Source organism: Tumebacillus lacus (assembly GCF_026410385.1).
Classification (GTDB): Bacteria; Bacillota; Bacilli; order Tumebacillales; family Tumebacillaceae; genus Tumebacillus; species Tumebacillus lacus.
In genome coordinates, this window is the sequence record NZ_JAPMLT010000014.1 from 111,491 (window position 1) to 129,206 (window position 17,716).

Here is a 17,716-nt window from a genome sequence, read left to right on the forward strand (position 1 = left end):
GACCAAAGATAATGGCTCATCAAATTGTACCCTCTCCTTCGCATTCCAGTTCTTGTGATAGTATGTGTCATGTGATATAATTTCATTTGCTCCAGATGAAGAGAAAATGGAATATATTCTCTGTCTGTGGCTAAACTAGAGTATTGAATTTGTACGTTGTACATACATAGAAACGATTTCGAGAGGATGTGGCTAGCAGTGGCTGAAACCAACGCAATCTCGCTCAACGCACAAAACAAAGCCGAGATGTCCTTGATCGATATGGCATATGCGATCTTGAAGCAAACGAACAAACCGTTTCATTACCGCGACTTGATGCAGGAGGTCGCCCGTCTCAAGGGCCTGACCGAAGAGCAAGTCACCGAGGTGATCGCCCGCCTGTACACGGAGATCAACATCGACGGCCGCTTTGTCTGCATCGGCGGCAACGTATGGGGCCTCAAGCGCTGGTACCCGACCGACAAGACCACCACGGAGAAGGCGACCGGCGGCAAGAAGTTTGTCCGCAAAGACATGGATGACGACGATGACTTCTTTGACGAGGAAGAGGAAGTCGAGGACGAGGATGATGCATTCGACGACTACGACCGCGTAGCGGACGACGACGAAGAGGCTGTGGAAGGCTTCGAAGACGAAGAGGTCGAAGGCGAGGAAGAAGAGATCGAAGGCGAAGAAGTCGAGGAAGAAGACGAGGTCGACTCCTACGACGAAGACGACGATTTTTAAATCCCAAACGTTTTGCAAACAAAACAGTCTGATCCAGCCGCGAACCTGAAAAGGGGCGCGGCTGTTTTCGCTGGACTCTATTGACAAACTTTTGCGGTGTGGTACGATACTAGAGGTTATTTTCAAGGAAAAACGAGATGTTCGTTTTTTTTTGTGCGCGGAAGAGAATGTTAAGATCATGCAGTACATAGGAGGAGCAGCTGAGTTATGGCCAAGTATATTTTCGTCACGGGCGGTGTCGTGTCGTCTTTGGGCAAGGGTATCACGGCAGCTTCACTCGGACGTCTGTTGAAAAATCGCGGTTTGAAAGTGACGATCCAGAAGTTCGACCCGTACATCAACGTCGATCCGGGCACGATGAGCCCTTACCAGCATGGGGAAGTATTTGTCACCGATGACGGGGCTGAGACGGACCTCGACCTCGGGCACTATGAACGCTTTATCGACATCAACCTCTCGAAGAACAACAACATCACGACCGGCAAAGTCTACTGGTCGGTCATCTCCAAAGAGCGTCGCGGCGACTATCTCGGCGGCACGGTGCAGGTCATCCCGCACATCACCAACGAGATCAAGGAGCGCGTGTTCCGCTCGGCAAAAGACACCAACGCCGACGTGGTGATCACGGAGATCGGCGGCACGGTCGGCGACATCGAGTCGCTGCCGTTCCTGGAAGCGATCCGTCAGATCAAGTCGGACGTCGGTCGGGAAAATGTGATGTACATCCACGTCACCCTGATTCCGTTCCTTGGCAAGGCCGGCGAGATGAAGACCAAGCCGACCCAGCATTCCGTCAAGGAACTGCGCTCGATCGGCATCTCGCCGAACATCATCGTCTGCCGCACGGCGCACCCGCTGTCGCTCGATGTGAAGCGCAAGATCGCGATGTTCACCGATACCGATGCCGACGCGATCATCGAAGCACGCGACGCAGACACGCTGTATGATCTGCCGCTGATGTTCCAGGAAGAGGGCCTCGACGATCTGGTCGTGCGCCACTTCGGATTTGACGTGCCGGCAGCCGATATGACCGAGTGGGTGCAGTTGGTTGACAAGGTGAAAAACCTCCAGCACACCACCCGCATCGCGCTGGTCGGCAAGTATGTGGCACTGCGCGACGCCTATATCTCCGTGGCGGAGGCGCTGTATCATGCCGGTTTCGCCGCCGACTCGAACATCGAGATCGACTGGGTGCAGGCGGAAGAAGTCACCGAGGAGAACGTGCATGAGTTGCTCGGCCGTGCGGACGGCATCCTCGTGCCGGGCGGATTTGGCGATCGCGGTGTGGAAGGCAAGATCGCGGCTGCTCGCTATGCTCGCGAAAACAACGTGCCGTACCTCGGGATCTGCCTCGGGATGCAAGTGGCGTGCATCGAGTATGCGCGCACGGTGCTCGGCTTTGAAAACGCCAACTCGGCGGAGATCAACGAGCTGACCGACTACCCGATCATCGACCTGCTCCCGGAGCAAAAGGATGTCGAGGACCTCGGCGGCACGCTGCGCCTCGGTCTTTACCCGTGCAAGTTGGAGCCGGGTACGAAGGCGATGGAAGCGTACGGAGAGAGCTTGATCTACGAGCGCCATCGTCACCGCTACGAGTTCAACAACGAGTACCGCGATCAGATGAAAGAGGCTGGCTTCATCTTCTCCGGCACCTCGCCGGACGGCCGACTCGTCGAAGTGATCGAACTGCCGAACCACCCGTGGTTTGTGGCAGCCCAGTTCCACCCGGAGTTCACATCGCGTCCGAACCGCCCGCAACCGCTGTTCCGCGAGTTTGTCAAAGCGGCGCTGGAGAACCACCAAGGCCGCTAGAACGCATGCAACACCAGGATAAGAGAAGAAGAGCCGGTTTCCCTAAGGGGAGACCGGCTCTTTGCGTGTGAGGAGGAGCAGTTCGACGCGCCACCGTTCTGGGAGCGGTGAGTGGATGTCGTGCGTCGGATCGGCGTGCTGTTCCGCTTGAGGCTGGCAAATCGTCTGCTCTCTCATCGAAAATTGAGCGAGAAATACGGGCATTTGCATCAGAAATGCGTCCCCCCTGCTCCTTTTGTCGATTTGCGGCCCTACACATTACGGATATGACGGCTGTGAATGTCTTATACCTTTAGACTCCGGCCGTTTGTTTGGACTTCCAGACGGCGTACTCGATGAACTCTTTAAATTGCTCTTGGGTCAGGCCGCTTTCGGCAGCTTGTTTGGTGAGTTGGAGCCAGCCGAGATCGAGCTCCTTGACGATCTCGACCATCTCGGGGGCGACCTGATCGGCGAGCGCTTGAGCGGTGGTGTACGTTTTATCGATAAAAAACTCGGTCGGTACATGCAGCACCGTGCCGATCTTCTCTAAGAACTGGATGGAGGGGTTGTCGCGCACACCGCGTTCGATGTCGCTCAGATAGCTTTTGGCACAGTCGGCCCGTTCGGCCAGCTCGCCGAGGCTCATGCCTTTTTCTTTGCGCAGTTGTCTGATCTTGGCTCCGAGCACGGTCTTCGCTCCTTTCCAACTAGGCGGTACACCTATTGTATCAACGTTGCAAAGGGTGGTAAATGCGTCCACGCGCCCATTTACACCCGTATGAAAAAAGGCCGGAGAGCAGGGAGCTCTCCGGCCTTTTTTTCGTTCCACGCTTTATTTGATGTCCAGACGCACGTCGCGGCCGTCGTTTGCAGCGGAGACTTGTTTGCCTGCTGCATGCAGGGCTTTCGTGTGGTTGACCCACGCGTCGAGCAGGATCGCGCCGTCTTTCCATTCCTTCACTTGGCCGAATACCGCATAGCCGTCGCCGGTGCCGGTCGCCATGAAGTCGTTGGTGGTAACTTGGAAGGTGCGGTCGGTGTTGAACGTGCCGTCGACGTATACCGGAGTGCCGTCTACCAGCGTGATCTTGGTGAACTTGTCACCTTTCTCGCGGGTGTTGTCCCACTCGACCTTCAGGCCGGAGAACTGGAGAGCCGGGAGATTGGTGTATTTGTCGAGGACTTCCAGAGCCGTTTTGACTTGCTCGGCCGTCATCGTGCCGGTCACGTTGTAGTTGCCGAACGGCAGGACTTCAAACATCTCGGAGTAGGTGATCTCGCCCGGCTCAACGTCCGCACGGATGCCGCCGATGTTGGTGAAGGCGATGTCGGAGCCTTCCGTTGCGCGCATCGCGTCGGTGATCAGCGCGCCCAGCGGGGTGATGCCGTCACGGTCTTTGTTGCCGTTTTGCGCGTATCGGTAGGAGAGGCGGGTGAGTTTCTCAGCGGCGATGCCTTCGACTTCGCCCGCTTTTTCCGAGATCAGTGACTTGTAGTCGGCGACGATCTTGGCCACGTCCGCATCAGCCTGTGTCAAGTTGCCGTACGTCTCCAAGAGCGAGGCGCTGGACGAAACGACCTTCTTGGTCTCTTTGTCGACATACAGTTGGATGTGACCGACCGCTCCGAGCCAGCTTTGCGCCTCGACCACCGGGATGCCGTTGACCAGCCCGGAGACACGGCGGTGCGAGTGACCGCCGACGATGGCGTCGAGCGTGCCGTTGCCTGTGCCGTTCGCCAGATCGACCAGTTCGCCCATGATCTCAGCCGTTTTCGCGTCTTGTTCACCCGGCAGATGGGAGGTGACCATGACGACGTCCGCGCCTTTGGCACGCAGTTCGGCCGAAAGATCTTTTGCGAACGGAACCGGATCTGCAAAGGTGAGACCTTTGATGTTGGTCGATTTCGTGGTCGTGGCGGTCTGCGGTGTCGCGAAACCGATGATGCCCACTTTCAGACCTGCTTTTTCCACAATCGTGTACGGCTGCGTCCAGTCGACGCGCTTGCCGGTCGCATCTTCGATGATGTTCGCGCCAAGGATCGGGAAGGTCGCATTTTTGATGTTGTTGATCAGCACGTCGCGACCAAAGTCAAACTCGTGGTTGCCGACCGCCGCTGCGTCGTATTCGATCTCGTCCATCGACTTGATGACCGATTCGCCGTTGACGGTGTTCGAGATCAGCGTGCCTTGCCAAGCGTCGCCGCCGTCGACGACCACCGTGCCTTGCGGGTTGATCGCGCGGAAATCGTTGACGATGCCGCCCAGCGTTTCGATGCCGCCTTGCGCTGCATTGCGTTTTTTATCAAAACCGACTTCGATCTTGCCGTGAATGTCGTTGGTGGTCAAAATATCGAGAACCGTGAACAGGATCGGCTTCAGCCCTTTTGCCGCTTCGCCGCGGGTGACCGGAGCTTTCGGGTCGAAGGTGCCGTCCAATTTCAGGTCAAAAATGCCTGCCATCGCCGCGACGGCCACGTATTGGCGCGCCCACGGGGAGATTTGGTCTTGATCTTTAAAATAGTTCAGGACTTCTTCATTCACTTTCGGCATGTCTTTGCCGTGGTACATGGAACGCACGATGATCGCCGCCAGTTCCTCGCGGTTGATCGTGCGGTTCGGTTGGAATTGGTTGTAGCCGACGCCTTTGACGATCCCGGCTGCCGTCGCATTTTCTACTGCTTCGCCCATCCAGTCGGACAGGTCGTTGTAGGATGCTTTTTTCACTTGAACCTTGCTCAGTTTCGCCGCGCGGTTGATCATGACGACCAGTTCCGCACGGGTGACCGGTTTGTTTTCCAGCAGATCGGTCGTGCCCGGGTAGCCTTTGATCGCGCCTTCTTCAACCGCCAGTTGGATGTCGGTTTTCACTTGAGCTGTTGCAGCCGCAGCTGCCGGTGCAGCCGTTTCTGCAAATGCGGCCGGAGCCAGCAACGTGGATACGAGAGAGGTCATAACGACCAGGGTGCCAATTTTGTTCATGAAGAGAGCCTCCTCAACCGAGTTCGTTTTCAGACGAATGAGAATAATTCTACCGAAAACTATTATACTCGATTGGGAGGCTGATAGGTTCAAATTTCCACAAAACTTTTGTTAAGCGGTTTATTCGAAGATGAGAGTCTCGCCGTCGGCCGGGATATGCACCTGCTCCAAGCCTTTTGCCTGCACAAAGCGGCGCAGGTCGGCCCGCGACTCGGCGCAGTGGTTGACCGCCTCCATATGTACGGCGATCACCTGCGTGCCCGGCGTGTGGGCGAGGACCTCGGCGATGTCCGCTCCTGTCATCGTGATCGGATCGCCGACTTTGAACCGCGCGCCGCCTGCGTTGACGACCGTCACTTGCGGCGCGTGGGCGGTCAAGGCGGCTTCCATCGGTTCGCACCACACGGTGTCACCGGCGATATACAGCGACGGCTCCCCGGCCGCCCGCAGCACAAAGCCTGAGACGGGCGCCATCTTTTGCGCGATCTCGCCTCGGCCGTGTTCGCCGCCGGTGCGGGTGAACTCGATGCCGGCGTAGGTGAGTGACGTCCCGACCGGGTGCACGTCGGTAAAGCCGAAGCCGCGCAGTTTGTCTTCGTCTTCGGGCTGGATCAGCAACGGCATGTCTTTGGGCAGTTCTTTCGAGGCGGCCACATCGAAATGATCGTTGTGCGTGTGCGTGATCAGCGCGAAGTCGACGCCGTCGAGCAACCGGGCCAGCGGCATCGCCATCGGCACCAGCGGATTGCGGTGATCGTTGGCGGTGTTCATGACGGCCGGATAGGAGCCGGGCTCGCCGATCATCGGATCGACGAGGATCTTTCGGCCCGCATAGTGCACGAGCAGCGTGGCATGGCGTATCAGTTGAATGTTCATGGGTATTGCCTCCCTCAAATCGTGATGTGCGTTATCCAGTATCGGTGTGAAAGGGAAAAAAGAGCCGTGTCGCCGTAAAAGATACACGGGAAAACCTGTACTTTATGATCCATGTAAAAGAGCCTTCGCATAGGAAGGCTCGGTTTGTGGCGGGGCTTACAGGTCCTCCCGTTTGACCAAGCGGGCGCGGGTGAGGATGCCCTCGCCAAATTTGTCTTTCAGACGGTCGACCGCCTGGGTCAATTGCTGTTGGCGAGGGTCATGCGGCGGCGGTGCTGTCGGAGCGGCGGGCACCTCTTCGAAGAGGGAGAGCTGTTGTATCGTCTCTGCCTCGGCGGCGAGAGAGCTCGCGCCCTCCGGAACCAGCGAGCCGACCGTGACGCCGATCAGACGGATCGCGTCGCGGGAGGTGAGAGCGCATTTGTGCAGCAATCCTTTGACGGTGTCGTAGAGCGGCTTTTCCAAGGCGGTGGCGGTCGGCAGGGTGTGGCTGCGGGTGATCGTTTGAAACGGAGAGTAGCGCAGTTTCAGCGTCACCGTCCGACCTTCGACGCCCTGCTGGCGCAGGCGGCGTGCGACCGTCTCCACCTGGGCGAGCAGCGTCCGCTCCAAGAGCGCGAGATCGCGCACATCCTGTGCAAACGTCGTCTCTTGCCCGACCGATTTGGCTTCACGTCCCGTCTCCACCGGGCGGTCATCGCGTCCGTGGGCGAGGGCGTGGAGGTGGTCGGCCATCGAGCCGAGATAGCGGCGCATCCTCTCGACGTCCATCTGTGCGACGTCGCCGATGGTGCGCAGATGCAGCCGCTCCAGTTGCTCCGCGCTTTTTTTGCCGACGCCCCAGAGCCGGGTGACCGGCAGTGGATGGACGCGGCTCGCCAGATCGGCCGGGGTGAGCACGACCAGCCCGTTCGGCTTTTCCAGATCGGAGGCGAGCTTGGCTAAAAATTTGTTATAGGACACGCCGACCGATGCGGTCAGGCCGAGCTCCTCGCGGATCTCCGCCTTTAATCGGCGGGCGATCGTCACCCCGTCGCCAAAGAGCAGGCGGCTGCCGGTCACGTCGAGAAACGCTTCGTCGACCGACAGCTTTTCCAATAGCGGCGTGTAGCGGGAGAGGATCGCGATCATCTGCCGCGACACCGCCGCATAGCGGGACATATCGGGCGGGAGGTAGATGCCGTCCGGGCACAGCCGACGCGCCTGCTGGACCGGCATCGCCGAGCGGACGCCAAAACGCCGCGCTTCATAGGAGCAGGTCGAGACCACACCCCGCCCGCCGAGGCCGCCGATGATCACCGGCTTTCCGCGCAGCTCCGGCCGGTCGCGCTGCTCCACCGACGCGAAAAACGCGTCCATGTCGAGGTGCAAGATCACCCGCTCCTCCGTCCGTTTTCCCTGACTCATCTCCATCCCCTCCTCGCCCGTTCCGAACGTTTGTTTCCTTGTCTATAAGCATATCAAATTCAAAGCGTCTTGCAATAGCGCACGAGGCAGGCGAACGCACGCGATCTCTCCGCCGCTCCCAGCGATTTGCGCCCCGGGCGCGGGTTGATGTCCAGCACGTAGGCGCGACCTGTCGTGTCGAGCGCCAGATCGAGGCCGAGAAACGCCAACGTCGGTCGAATCAATGTCACAGCCTCCGCCGCTTGGACGGCGATCTGCTCCAGCCGCTCCCGTTGCGGTGCGCGCAGGCCTTGTTCGGTCATTCGCTCGGTCAGCCAGGCGAACTCTTTCACTTGCCCGCCTTGCGCCAGATTGGTCACGACGCTCCCGATCGCCCCCATGCGCGGCACCGTCGTGATCGGCTGCCACGTCCGGTCGCCGTCGCGGTGCAACACGATGCGCAAGTCGATCTTGCAGCCCTCCGTTTCAAATAAGGACAGGCCCTGCTGGATCAAGTGCGGTGTCTCCCCCAGTCTTTTCTTTAAAAAGAAGGACCATTCCTCTCGTCTCCACAGGCTCTTTTTCGCTCCGGCGACGCGGTAAGTCCCCGCCTGATCCCGGCTCACGCGCAGCACGCCCCGCCCGCCAGAGCCGCGCACCGGTTTTAAAAAGACCGACTCGTGCCGGTCCAGCCATCGCTCCAGATCGGCCGCGCTGCGCATCACCGCCGTCTCCGGCAGATGATCGGCCAGCAGAGGCTGTCGCTGGAGCGCTTGCCAGACCCCGCTTTTGTCGGGGAGCCGGGGGTTGAGCACGACGGTGCCGCGCTGCTCCAGCGCCCGCTTGTTGCCGGCGTAGAGGCGGTCGGTACGGGCGATGTGGACATACACGTTGTCGACGACGACGCGGGGCAGGGGCACGCGGATCGGCATCCAGCCTGTGCCCGGATGATAGCGGACGCCGGTGACGGTGCGGCGTTTGAGATCGATCCGGTGCGGGTGGAAAAAGACGACCGGGAGATCCTCCGCGATCCCCGCTTCGGCCAATCGCTGCCAAGTCGGGGCCATCGTGCGCCGCGACTTGGGCAGATCGGTCGTCATCAGACCGAGGTGAGTATGTAACGGTGCTGTATCCGACAGGGACGGCACAGAGATCCCTCCTTTGCGCACATTTGATCTCAGTCTATGACAGGCAGGGGGATTTGGTCCGTATACTTACAACGCAGGAAAGATCATGCTAACATAAGAAAGTGTGTACCTGTAAGATTTTCCAATTGTGAACCAATGAGGAGGCAACCATAGAATGAGTGACTATCTTGTTCGCGCAACGGCACTTGAGGGCAAGCTGCGCGCGTTTGCTTGCATCACGACCGAGACGGTGCGCGAGATCACCGACCGACACGGCACCCTGGCTTTGGCGAGCGCGGCGCTCGGCCGCACCTTGACGATGGGGTCGATGATGGGCGTTACGCTGAAAGGCAGAGAGACGATCACCTTGAAGATCAGCGGTGACGGACCGCTCGGCCAGATCACCGTCACGGCGGACAGCTCCGGCCATGTGCGCGGCTTCGTGCAAAACCCGCACGTGGAACTGCCGCCCAAAGACGGCATCGTATTTGGCGACGTGGAAAAGCTCGACGTCGGCGCGGGCGTCGGTCAAGGCTTCCTGTATGTGATCAAAGACCTCGGCCTGAAAGAGCCGTTTGTCGGTTCTGTGCCGCTGTACTCCGGCGAGATCGGCGAGGACTTCCTGCTGTACTTCGCCCAGTCCGAGCAGATCCCGTCGGCCGTCGGCCTTGGCGTCTTGATGGAAAAGGATCAGACGGTCAAAGCAGCGGGCGGTTTTCTTATCCAGCTTCTGCCGGGCGTCTCGGATGAAGACATCAACTACATTGAAGAGCAGATCAAGCAATTCCCGCATATCACCTCGCTGCTGGTGCAAGGCCTGACGCCGGAGGACATCCTGCGCCGTCTGATCCCGGGCGAAGTCGACATCAAGGAGCGGATCGACATCGGCCACCGCTGCGATTGCTCCCGCGAACGATTCGAACGCGGTCTGTTGTCGCTCGGACCGACGGAGATCTCGTCGATCATCGAGGAAGACAAGCACGCGGAGCTCGTCTGCCATTTCTGCAACGAGAAGTATCAGTTCGACGAAGAACAGTTAAAAACGTTGCATGAACAATCGTTGCAACGTTAAACAGGGATTGACAGGGTCAGTTCCCACAGGCTACACTGAATATATCATGTAAAACCAATGCTATTACTCGGTTTTAAATTGCGGTTTTCCATATAGAGACAGGGGGATTCAACCATGCGCGTTGCAAACAACATTGCGGAACTGATCGGTCAAACGCCGATTGTCAAACTGAACACGATTGCAGGTCCGGATGATGCGGAGATCTACCTCAAGCTGGAATCGTTCAACCCGGGCGGCTCGGTCAAAGACCGCATCGCCTACTCGATGATCACCGAAGCGGAGCTCGACGGCTCTCTCAAGCCGGGCTCGACCATCGTGGAGCCGACCTCCGGCAACACCGGCATCGGCCTTGCGATGATGGCGGCTGCAAAAGGCTACCGTGCCGTCCTCGTCATGCCGGACACCATGTCGGTTGAACGCCGCAACCTGCTGCGCGCATACGGCGCTGAGCTCGTGCTCACCCCGGGTGCGGAAGGCATGAAAGGCGCGATTGCCAAAGCGACCGCGCTGAAAGAAGAAAACCCGGACTGGTTCATGCCGCAACAGTTCGACAACGCGAACAACCCGAAAGTCCACCGCGAGACCACTGCTGTCGAGATCCTCGAAGCGCTGCCGGACGTGAACGCGTTCGTCGCAGGCGTCGGCACCGGCGGCACGATCACCGGCGTCGGTGAAGTGTTGAAAGAAAAGCGCGGCGGCGACGTGCAGATCGTCGCAGTCGAGCCGACCGCGTCTCCGGTACTCTCCGGCGGCACCCCGGGCCCGCACAAGATCCAAGGCATCGGCGCCGGCTTTGTCCCGTCGATCCTCAACACCGACGTGTATGACGAGATCATCCAAGTCGAAAACGAGACCGCGTTTGAAATCTCCCGCCGCCTCGCCAAAGACGAAGGCATCCTCGTCGGCATCTCCACCGGTGCAAACGTCTACGCCGCGTTGCAAGTCGCGAAAAAGCTCGGCAAAGGCAAAAAGGTCCTCGCAGTCGCTCCGTCCACCGGCGAGCGCTACCTGTCGACCGCGCTGTTCCAGTTCGAATAAGACCTACTCGCACGGGCGATGCGGAGCACCTCTCTTTGAGGTGCTCTTTTTGGTATACTAGTCTCAGTTTGGCTGAAGGAGGGATAGGCGAGTGCAAGCGGACAAGACCCTGATCATGGGGATTCTCAACGTGACGCCCGATTCATTTTCTGACGGCGGCAGATGGAACACCGACATCGACCTGGCCGTCACCCATGCCAAGGAGATGGTCGCAAACGGCGCCGACGTGATCGACATCGGCGGCGAATCGACACGGCCGGGGCATGCACCCGTGGATGCGGCGGAAGAGATGCGCCGCGTGATTCCGGTGATCGAGCGATTGGCGCGGGAGATCGAGGTGCCGATCTCCATCGATACATATAAAGCGAGCGTAGCCGAGGCGGCCGTGCGGGCAGGGGCTCGGATCATCAACGACATCTGGGGCTGCAAAGGCGACCCGGAGATGGCCCACGTCATGGCCGATCTCGGCGTGCCGGTGATCTTGATGCACAACCGCGACGTCCCGCACGCAGCGGACGTGATGGCAAACGTCATCCGCGATCTGCGCGAGTGCGTCTCGTTGGCGCGGGCTGGCGGGGTGCGCGACGAGCAGATCTGGCTCGATCCGGGCATCGGATTTGGCAAGACGCACGAGCAAAATCTGCACGTGATGGGACATCTGGAGGAGATCGTCGGAATCGGCTATCCGGTTCTGCTCGCCACCTCGCGCAAATCGATGATCGGCAACGCGCTCGGTCTTCCCGTCGAGCAGCGCGTCGAAGGCACGGCGGCCACCGTGGCGTTTGGCATCGCCAAGGGCGTGCGGATGGTGCGCGTGCATGACGTATTGGAGATGAGCCGCGTGGCGCGGATGACAGACGCGATGATGCGAGCCTAAAAAGGAGGATCAGCGAATGGACGCGATCTATTTGAACGGACTGGAGTTTTACGCGTATCACGGCGTGTTTGACGAAGAGAATCGTTTGGGGCAGCGGTTTTCGGCTGACGTCGTCTTTTACCTGTCCACCAAGGAAGCAGGCGAGTCGGACGACCTGAGCAAGACGGTCAACTACGCCTCCGCCTACGAAGTGATCAAGAGCATCCTCGACGGTCAGCCGGTGCAGCTCGTCGAGACGCTGTGCGAGCGGATCGCCGCCGCACTGCTCGAACAGTTTGCGCTCGTCCAGCAGGTGCGCGTGCGCGTCAACAAACCCAACCCGCCGATCCCCGGCATCCTCGCCGGCGTGGCGGTGGAGATCACCCGTGGCCGCTGAGTGGCGCACCGGCTACCTGTCTTTGGGCGCCAACCTCGGTGATCGCCGCCTGAACCTGCGGACGGCGATCGCGCGGCTGGACAGCCAACCGGAGATTCAGGTGACGCAGATCTCCCCGCTCTATGAGACCAAACCGGTCGGTTACGCGGACCAACCCGACTTTTTAAACCTGTGCATCGAAATAAAAACGACACTATCGCCGGAAAATTTACTGAAAATCACCGGTTCTACAGAACTCGACCTGGGTCGACAAAGGGATATCTACTGGGGTCCTCGAACTTTAGATATAGATATCCTGCTACTAGAAGGGCAGGTCTTGGACACGGAGGACCTCATTCTTCCCCACCCACGCATGAAGGAACGCGCTTTCGTCTTACTACCTCTCGCAGACATAGCGGGTGATCTGGTCCACCCCGTAACGCAACAGTCCGTGTCGGACATGGCCGATCTGGTCGTCGGAAAGGAAGGAGTCTTTCGATGTCAGATACCATTGGCAAGCGACTACGAGCCTACCGAAAGCTAAAGAACCTCACTCAGCAGGAACTGGCAGATCGTCTTCATGTCTCGATTGCCATCGTCGGCGCGGTCGAACGCGGCACCCGGATGCCTTCCAAAGAGCTGATGCGCTCCATCCATGAGGTGCTCGGCGTGACCGAACAAGAGTTGCGCGGCGAGAGTCTAACATTTGGCGGTTGAGAAGGGTGTTCTCCTGGTGGTACAATGGGGACACTACAAAACACGGCGCGGAGCACAGGGGCAACAGAACCTGTGTTTTTCGCATGTATGGAGGTGTTTTTCCATATGACTCAAGAAATGAAGAAAGAGACGACTTTTGATAAAAAGCTCATGATCGGTCATGTCGAGCTTGAAAATAATGTGATCCTCGCCCCGATGGCGGGCGTTTGCAATCCTTCCTTCCGCGTCCTCGCCAAAGAGATGGGGGCGGGCTTGGTCTGCGCCGAGATGGTCGCAACCAAGGCGCTGCAGCACGGCAACCAAAAGACCCGTTCGATGTTGACGATCCTCGAAGAAGAGCGTCCGGTCTCGATGCAGCTCGTCGGTTGTGATGAAGAATCGATGAAGATCGCGGCCGAACTGGTGGCAAACACCGACGCAGCCATCGTCGACATCAACATGGGCTGCCCGGCTACGAAAGTCCACAAAGCAGGCTCCGGCGCGGCGTTGGCCCGCGACCCGGAAAAGGCCTACAAGATCATCGAGGCGGTCGTCAAAGCGGTGCCGCACAAACCGGTCACCGTCAAGTTCCGCAAAGGCTGGGACGATGACAACATCAACGCCATCGACGTCGCCCGCGCGGCGGAGGCGGCCGGTGCCAAGTCGGTCGCCGTCCACGGACGCACGGCCAAGCAGATGTATACCGGTCAGGCGGACTGGGACATCATTCGCCAAGTCAAAGAAGCGGTCAACATCCGCGTCATCGGCAACGGCGACATCACCTCGCCGCAAAAAGCGGTGGAGATGCTACGTCTCACCGGCGCGGACGGCGTGATGATCGGCCGCGGCTCGCTCGGCAACCCGTGGATCTTCCAGCAGGTCGCCCACTACATCAAGACGGGTGAAGAGCTGCCGGCTCCGACGGCGATGGACCGCATTCAGGTCTGCCTGCGTCATCTGGACCTGCTCGTCGCGGAAAAAGGCGATTTTGTCGGCGTCCGCGAGATGCGCAAACACGCGGCGTGGTACACCAAGGGTCTGCGCGATTCCAACGCATTCCGCGATGAGATCAACCTGATCGAAACGCCGGACGCGATGCGCAGCGCTTTGAACCGCTACCTCGAAACCATTCTCAAGCACGAAGCGGCTGTCATCGTTTGATTGTGATCGTCCGATTTGGGAGAGGATGAGTCTATCATCCTCTAACAGACAGGCGGGATCGCAGGTGAAACATATCGTCAGCGTCTCTCTGGGCGCATCGTCGAGAGATCATTCGGTCACCGTCGATCTGCTCGGCGAGCAAGTGTTGATCGAGCGGATCGGCACCGACGGCAACAGACGGCGTGCGATGCAGGAGATCGTCCGATTGGACGGCGAGGTCGATGCTTTCGGAATGGGAGGCATCGACCGATACATAAGGGTCGGTAACAAACGGTACACATTCCGCGAGGCGGAAAAGATCGCCACTTGTGCTCGGATCACGCCGATCTTCGACGGGTCCGGACTAAAAAATTCATTGGAGCGTCATGTCGTCAGGCAACTGGCCGACCATCCGCTCCTTTCTTTGCGTGGCAAAAAAGTCTTGCTCGTCTCCGGAGTCGACCGGTTCGGCATGGCGGCGGAGTTGGTGGCGGTTGGCTGCGAAGTGACGTTTGGCGACCTGATGTTCGGGCTCGGGCTGCCGGTGCGCATCCGTTCGCTTGCGGGGTTGGCCCGGGTGGCACGTGTGATTGCGCCGCTGATCACCCGGCTGCCGATCCGCTTTTTGTACCCGACGGGGGACAAGCAAGCCGAGATCGTCGAGCGATATGCCGAGGAGTACCGGGCAGCCGATGTGATCGCGGGCGATTTCCATTTTATCAGGCGGCATCTCCCCGCCGAGCTACAAGGCCAGACGGTTCTCACCAACACGGTGACGGCCGCGGATCTGGACTTATTGCGCACGCGCGGTGCCGGTGCTCTGGTGACGACCACGCCCGGCCTGTCGGGACGCAGCTTTGGCACAAACGTGATGGAGGCCTTGCTCGTCGCGCTCGCCGGACAGCGCACCGAACTGTCGGCCGAGGCGTATTTGCGCGGCTTGGCCGATTTGCGATTCGAGCCGCGCATCGAGTTTTTTAATTGATGATTGACAGGTTACATTCCCTGCCGATATAATCAATTCCAAGATCTCCTGTTAATAAAGGAACAAACACTGTCAGCCTAGTTGTTGGCGGTGTTTTTGTACACTTAATTATCTATCTATTCAATCTATTTATAAAAGAGAGCGGAGGAGTGCGAAATGATGGCAGAAAAAGAAGTTTTGTTGACGCCGGTCGGCTTGCAGAAACTCGAAGACGAACTGGACGAACTGAAATCGGTCAAACGGCGCGAGGTGGCGGAGCGAATCAAGATCGCCGTTTCCTATGGCGACATCAGTGAAAACTCCGAGTATGACGAAGCGAAAAACGAGCAGGCGTTTATCGAAGGACGCATCATTACGCTGGAAAAAATGTTGCGCAATGCCAGAATCATTACGGAAGCGGAAGTCGATACTGGAGTCGTAAGCATCGGAGCGACCGTGACGATCCGGGACCTCGAATTTGGCGACGAGATGGACTATACGATCGTCGGCAGCGCCGAGGCCGACCCGGCGGATAACAAGATCTCCAACGAATCTCCTGTGGGACGGGCTTTACTTGGCAGGGGAATTGGGGATAAGATTAAAGTTAATGTACCAGCGGGTGCGATCGAATATGAGATCTTAGAAATCAAAAAATAGTTTCGTATCGGAGTGAAGAAGATGTCGCAAACAGATCAGCAGCTGAACGATCAGGTCAGCGGTGAGGAATTGAATGAACAGATGCAGGTGCGTCGCGAGAAACTGGAGGGCCTCTACGAAAAGGGCCTCGATCCGTGGGGGGCTCGCTTTGAGTCGACACACAACAGTCAGGAGATTCTCGCGTTCGGCGAGGACAAGACCAAGGAAGAGCTGGCTGAACTGGCGCAACCGGTCAAAATCGCCGGCCGCCTGATGCTCAAGCGCGGTCAAGGCAAGGCATCGTTCGCTCATATCCAAGACCGCAACGGTCGTGTGCAGATCTACGTGAAGCAGGACACGGTCGGGAACGAGACCTACGAGCTGTGGGATAAACTGACCGACATTGGGGATCTCGTCGGCGTGGAAGGCACGATCTTCAAGACCAACAAGGGAGAAGTGTCGGTCAACGTGAACGTGCTGCAGTTCCTCACCAAGGCGCTGCGTCCGCTCCCGGACAAGCACCACGGTCTGAAGGACGTCGAACAGCGTTATCGTCAGCGCTACCTGGACCTGATCGTCAACGAGGATGTGCGCGACCGCTTCATCACCCGTTCGAAAATCATCCAAGCGATGCGCCGCTTCCTCGACTCGGAAGGATACATCGAGGTGGAGACGCCGAACCTGCACACCATCGCTGGCGGCGCGGCCGCTCGTCCCTTCATCACGCATCACAATGCGCTCGATATGCAGATGTACCTGCGCATCGCGCTTGAACTGCATCTGAAGCGCCTGATCGTCGGCGGTCTGGAGAAGGTCTATGAGATCGGCCGCGTCTTCCGCAACGAAGGCGTCTCCACCCGTCACAACCCGGAGTTCACGATGATGGAGTCCTACCAGGCATACGCGGACTACCGAGACGTGATGACCCTGACCGAGAACTGCGTCGCGTACATCGCGCAGGAAGTGCTCGGCACGACCAAGATCACCTACCAAGGCACCGAAGTTGACCTGACGCCGCAATGGCGCCGCGTCCACATGGCCGATGCTGTCAAAGATGCAACCGGCGTGGACTTCCGTGCGATCACCGATGATGCACAAGCGCATGAGATCGCGAAGAATCACAACGTGCATACGGAGAAGGCATGGAAAGTCGGCCACATCCTCAACGCGTTCTTTGAGGAGTTCGTTGAGGCGACGCTGATCCAGCCGACGTTCGTCTACGGCCATCCGGTGGAGATCTCGCCGCTGGCCAAGAAAAACCCGGAAGATCCGCGTTACACCGACCGCTTCGAGCTGTTCATCGTCGCTCGCGAACATGCGAACGCGTTCACCGAGTTGAACGACCCGATTGACCAGAAACAGCGTTTCCTCGATCAGCTTCAGGAGAAAGAGCAAGGCAACGACGAAGCGCACGAGATGGACGAAGACTACGTGGCGGCACTGGAATACGGCATGCCGCCGACCGGTGGACTTGGGATCGGCATCGACCGTCTGGTCATGCTGCTGACCGACCAACCTTCGATTCGCGACGTGCTGCTCTTCCCGCATATGCGTCACGAACGCTAAACAGGCAGAAAAAAGGACTTAGCCACAGGGCTGGGTCCTTTTTTGTTTGGATTTGCACCGATTTGTGGATAACTCTGTGGGTAAAGCGGGTGGGATTGTGGACAAGGAGGTGGATATGTGGATAAAGACGTGGATAAGTCGTGAATATTTGTGGAAAATGAGGATCTATGCACAGGTTTTTGTGTGAGGACAGAATTTGTTTCGGTTTGTTCGATGCATATGATTGTGGATGAGGCGTGAAGCGTGGTAAGATAAGTCCTGTCGCCGCGAGAGAGCAGTGAAAAAACTTCCGGTTGACATTGGAGTTTGGATGTGTTAAGTTATATAGCGTCGCCTCGAGCGACATGAACAACTTGATTGATCCTTGAAAACTAAACGAGTGTTACGAGATCGATTTTCGAGCCAGCGATTCAGTTCGCTATGAACCAAACTTTTATTGAGAGTTTGATCCTGGCTCAGGACGAACGCTGGCGGCGTGCC

At 58.3% G+C, this 17,716-nt stretch carries 18 protein-coding genes; 12 read left to right on the forward strand and 6 right to left on the reverse strand.

The annotated features are described in order from the left end of the window. Positions 1 to 198 precede the first annotated feature (198 nt). Positions 199 to 726, forward strand: coding sequence for a DNA-directed RNA polymerase subunit delta (rpoE, locus tag OS242_RS18840; protein WP_267153243.1), 528 nt, complete (start codon positions 199 to 201; stop codon positions 724 to 726). A 207-nt stretch (positions 727 to 933) separates the two neighbouring features. Continuing rightward, positions 934 to 2,541, forward strand: a complete 1,608-nt coding sequence (locus OS242_RS18845; RefSeq protein WP_267153244.1) for a CTP synthase — start codon at positions 934 to 936, stop codon at positions 2,539 to 2,541. A 42-nt stretch (positions 2,542 to 2,583) separates the two neighbouring features. On the opposite strand, the gene OS242_RS18850 is transcribed toward OS242_RS18845, so the two are convergent. The 6 genes from OS242_RS18850 to OS242_RS18875 all read right to left on the reverse strand — a co-directional run bounded on the left by OS242_RS18850 (position 2,584) and on the right by OS242_RS18875 (position 8,913). Continuing rightward, positions 2,584 to 2,751, reverse strand: coding sequence for a hypothetical protein (locus OS242_RS18850; protein ID WP_267153245.1), 168 nt, complete (start codon positions 2,749 to 2,751; stop codon positions 2,584 to 2,586). 82 nt (positions 2,752 to 2,833) lie between these two features. Further along, positions 2,834 to 3,211: a helix-turn-helix domain-containing protein gene (locus OS242_RS18855; protein WP_267153246.1), complete on the reverse strand. Its 378-nt coding sequence runs from the start codon at positions 3,209 to 3,211 to the stop codon at positions 2,834 to 2,836. Positions 3,212 to 3,355: 144 nt separating this feature from the next. Then, the gene (locus OS242_RS18860) at positions 3,356 to 5,503 is read right to left on the reverse strand and encodes a 5'-nucleotidase C-terminal domain-containing protein (protein WP_267153247.1); all 2,148 of its coding nucleotides are present in this window, start codon (positions 5,501 to 5,503) and stop codon (positions 3,356 to 3,358) included. Between the two features lie 120 nt (positions 5,504 to 5,623). Further along, positions 5,624 to 6,379 (reverse strand): MBL fold metallo-hydrolase, encoded by a 756-nt coding sequence (locus tag OS242_RS18865; RefSeq protein ID WP_267153248.1) that lies wholly within the window; start codon positions 6,377 to 6,379, stop codon positions 5,624 to 5,626. Between the two features lie 156 nt (positions 6,380 to 6,535). Further along, complete coding sequence (locus OS242_RS18870; RefSeq protein ID WP_267153249.1) at positions 6,536 to 7,786, reverse strand: DNA polymerase IV; 1,251 nt, start codon at positions 7,784 to 7,786, stop codon at positions 6,536 to 6,538. A gap of 59 nt (positions 7,787 to 7,845) precedes the next feature. Further along, positions 7,846 to 8,913, reverse strand: a complete 1,068-nt coding sequence (locus OS242_RS18875; RefSeq protein ID WP_267153250.1) for a YheC/YheD family endospore coat-associated protein — start codon at positions 8,911 to 8,913, stop codon at positions 7,846 to 7,848. Between the two features lie 154 nt (positions 8,914 to 9,067). On the opposite strand from OS242_RS18875, the gene hslO reads away from it, so the two are divergent. From hslO to lysS, 10 genes are all read left to right on the forward strand, one after another. Then, on the forward strand, positions 9,068 to 9,964 hold the full coding sequence (gene hslO, locus OS242_RS18880; RefSeq protein WP_267153251.1) for an Hsp33 family molecular chaperone HslO: 897 nt from the start codon (positions 9,068 to 9,070) through the stop codon (positions 9,962 to 9,964). A 114-nt stretch (positions 9,965 to 10,078) separates the two neighbouring features. Next, positions 10,079 to 11,002, forward strand: a complete 924-nt coding sequence (cysK, locus tag OS242_RS18885; protein WP_267153252.1) for a cysteine synthase A — start codon at positions 10,079 to 10,081, stop codon at positions 11,000 to 11,002. Between the two features lie 115 nt (positions 11,003 to 11,117). Then, a complete protein-coding gene (folP, locus tag OS242_RS18890; RefSeq protein WP_267153267.1) occupies positions 11,118 to 11,879 on the forward strand; it encodes a dihydropteroate synthase in 762 nt (253 codons plus the stop codon). Positions 11,880 to 11,895: 16 nt separating this feature from the next. Continuing rightward, the gene (gene folB / locus OS242_RS18895) at positions 11,896 to 12,255 is read left to right on the forward strand and encodes a dihydroneopterin aldolase (protein WP_267153253.1); all 360 of its coding nucleotides are present in this window, start codon (positions 11,896 to 11,898) and stop codon (positions 12,253 to 12,255) included. Next, positions 12,245 to 12,778: a 2-amino-4-hydroxy-6-hydroxymethyldihydropteridine diphosphokinase gene (gene folK / locus OS242_RS18900; protein WP_267153254.1), complete on the forward strand. Its 534-nt coding sequence runs from the start codon at positions 12,245 to 12,247 to the stop codon at positions 12,776 to 12,778. The genes folB and folK overlap by 11 nt, the downstream gene beginning before the upstream one ends. Continuing rightward, positions 12,733 to 12,951, forward strand: a complete 219-nt coding sequence (locus OS242_RS18905) for a helix-turn-helix domain-containing protein (RefSeq protein WP_267153255.1) — start codon at positions 12,733 to 12,735, stop codon at positions 12,949 to 12,951. The genes folK and OS242_RS18905 overlap by 46 nt, the downstream gene beginning before the upstream one ends. A gap of 105 nt (positions 12,952 to 13,056) precedes the next feature. Continuing rightward, on the forward strand, positions 13,057 to 14,091 hold the full coding sequence (gene dusB / locus OS242_RS18910; RefSeq protein WP_267153256.1) for a tRNA dihydrouridine synthase DusB: 1,035 nt from the start codon (positions 13,057 to 13,059) through the stop codon (positions 14,089 to 14,091). Positions 14,092 to 14,155: 64 nt separating this feature from the next. Beyond that, positions 14,156 to 15,055 carry a quinate 5-dehydrogenase gene (locus tag OS242_RS18915; protein ID WP_267153257.1) on the forward strand — a complete coding sequence of 300 codons (900 nt, stop codon included), beginning with the start codon at positions 14,156 to 14,158 and terminating at the stop codon, positions 15,053 to 15,055. 159 nt (positions 15,056 to 15,214) lie between these two features. Then, the gene (greA, locus tag OS242_RS18920; protein ID WP_267153258.1) at positions 15,215 to 15,691 is read left to right on the forward strand and encodes a transcription elongation factor GreA; all 477 of its coding nucleotides are present in this window, start codon (positions 15,215 to 15,217) and stop codon (positions 15,689 to 15,691) included. A gap of 21 nt (positions 15,692 to 15,712) precedes the next feature. Beyond that, positions 15,713 to 17,236 (forward strand): lysine--tRNA ligase, encoded by a 1,524-nt coding sequence (lysS, locus tag OS242_RS18925; protein ID WP_267153259.1) that lies wholly within the window; start codon positions 15,713 to 15,715, stop codon positions 17,234 to 17,236. Positions 17,237 to 17,716: the final 480 nt, after the last annotated feature.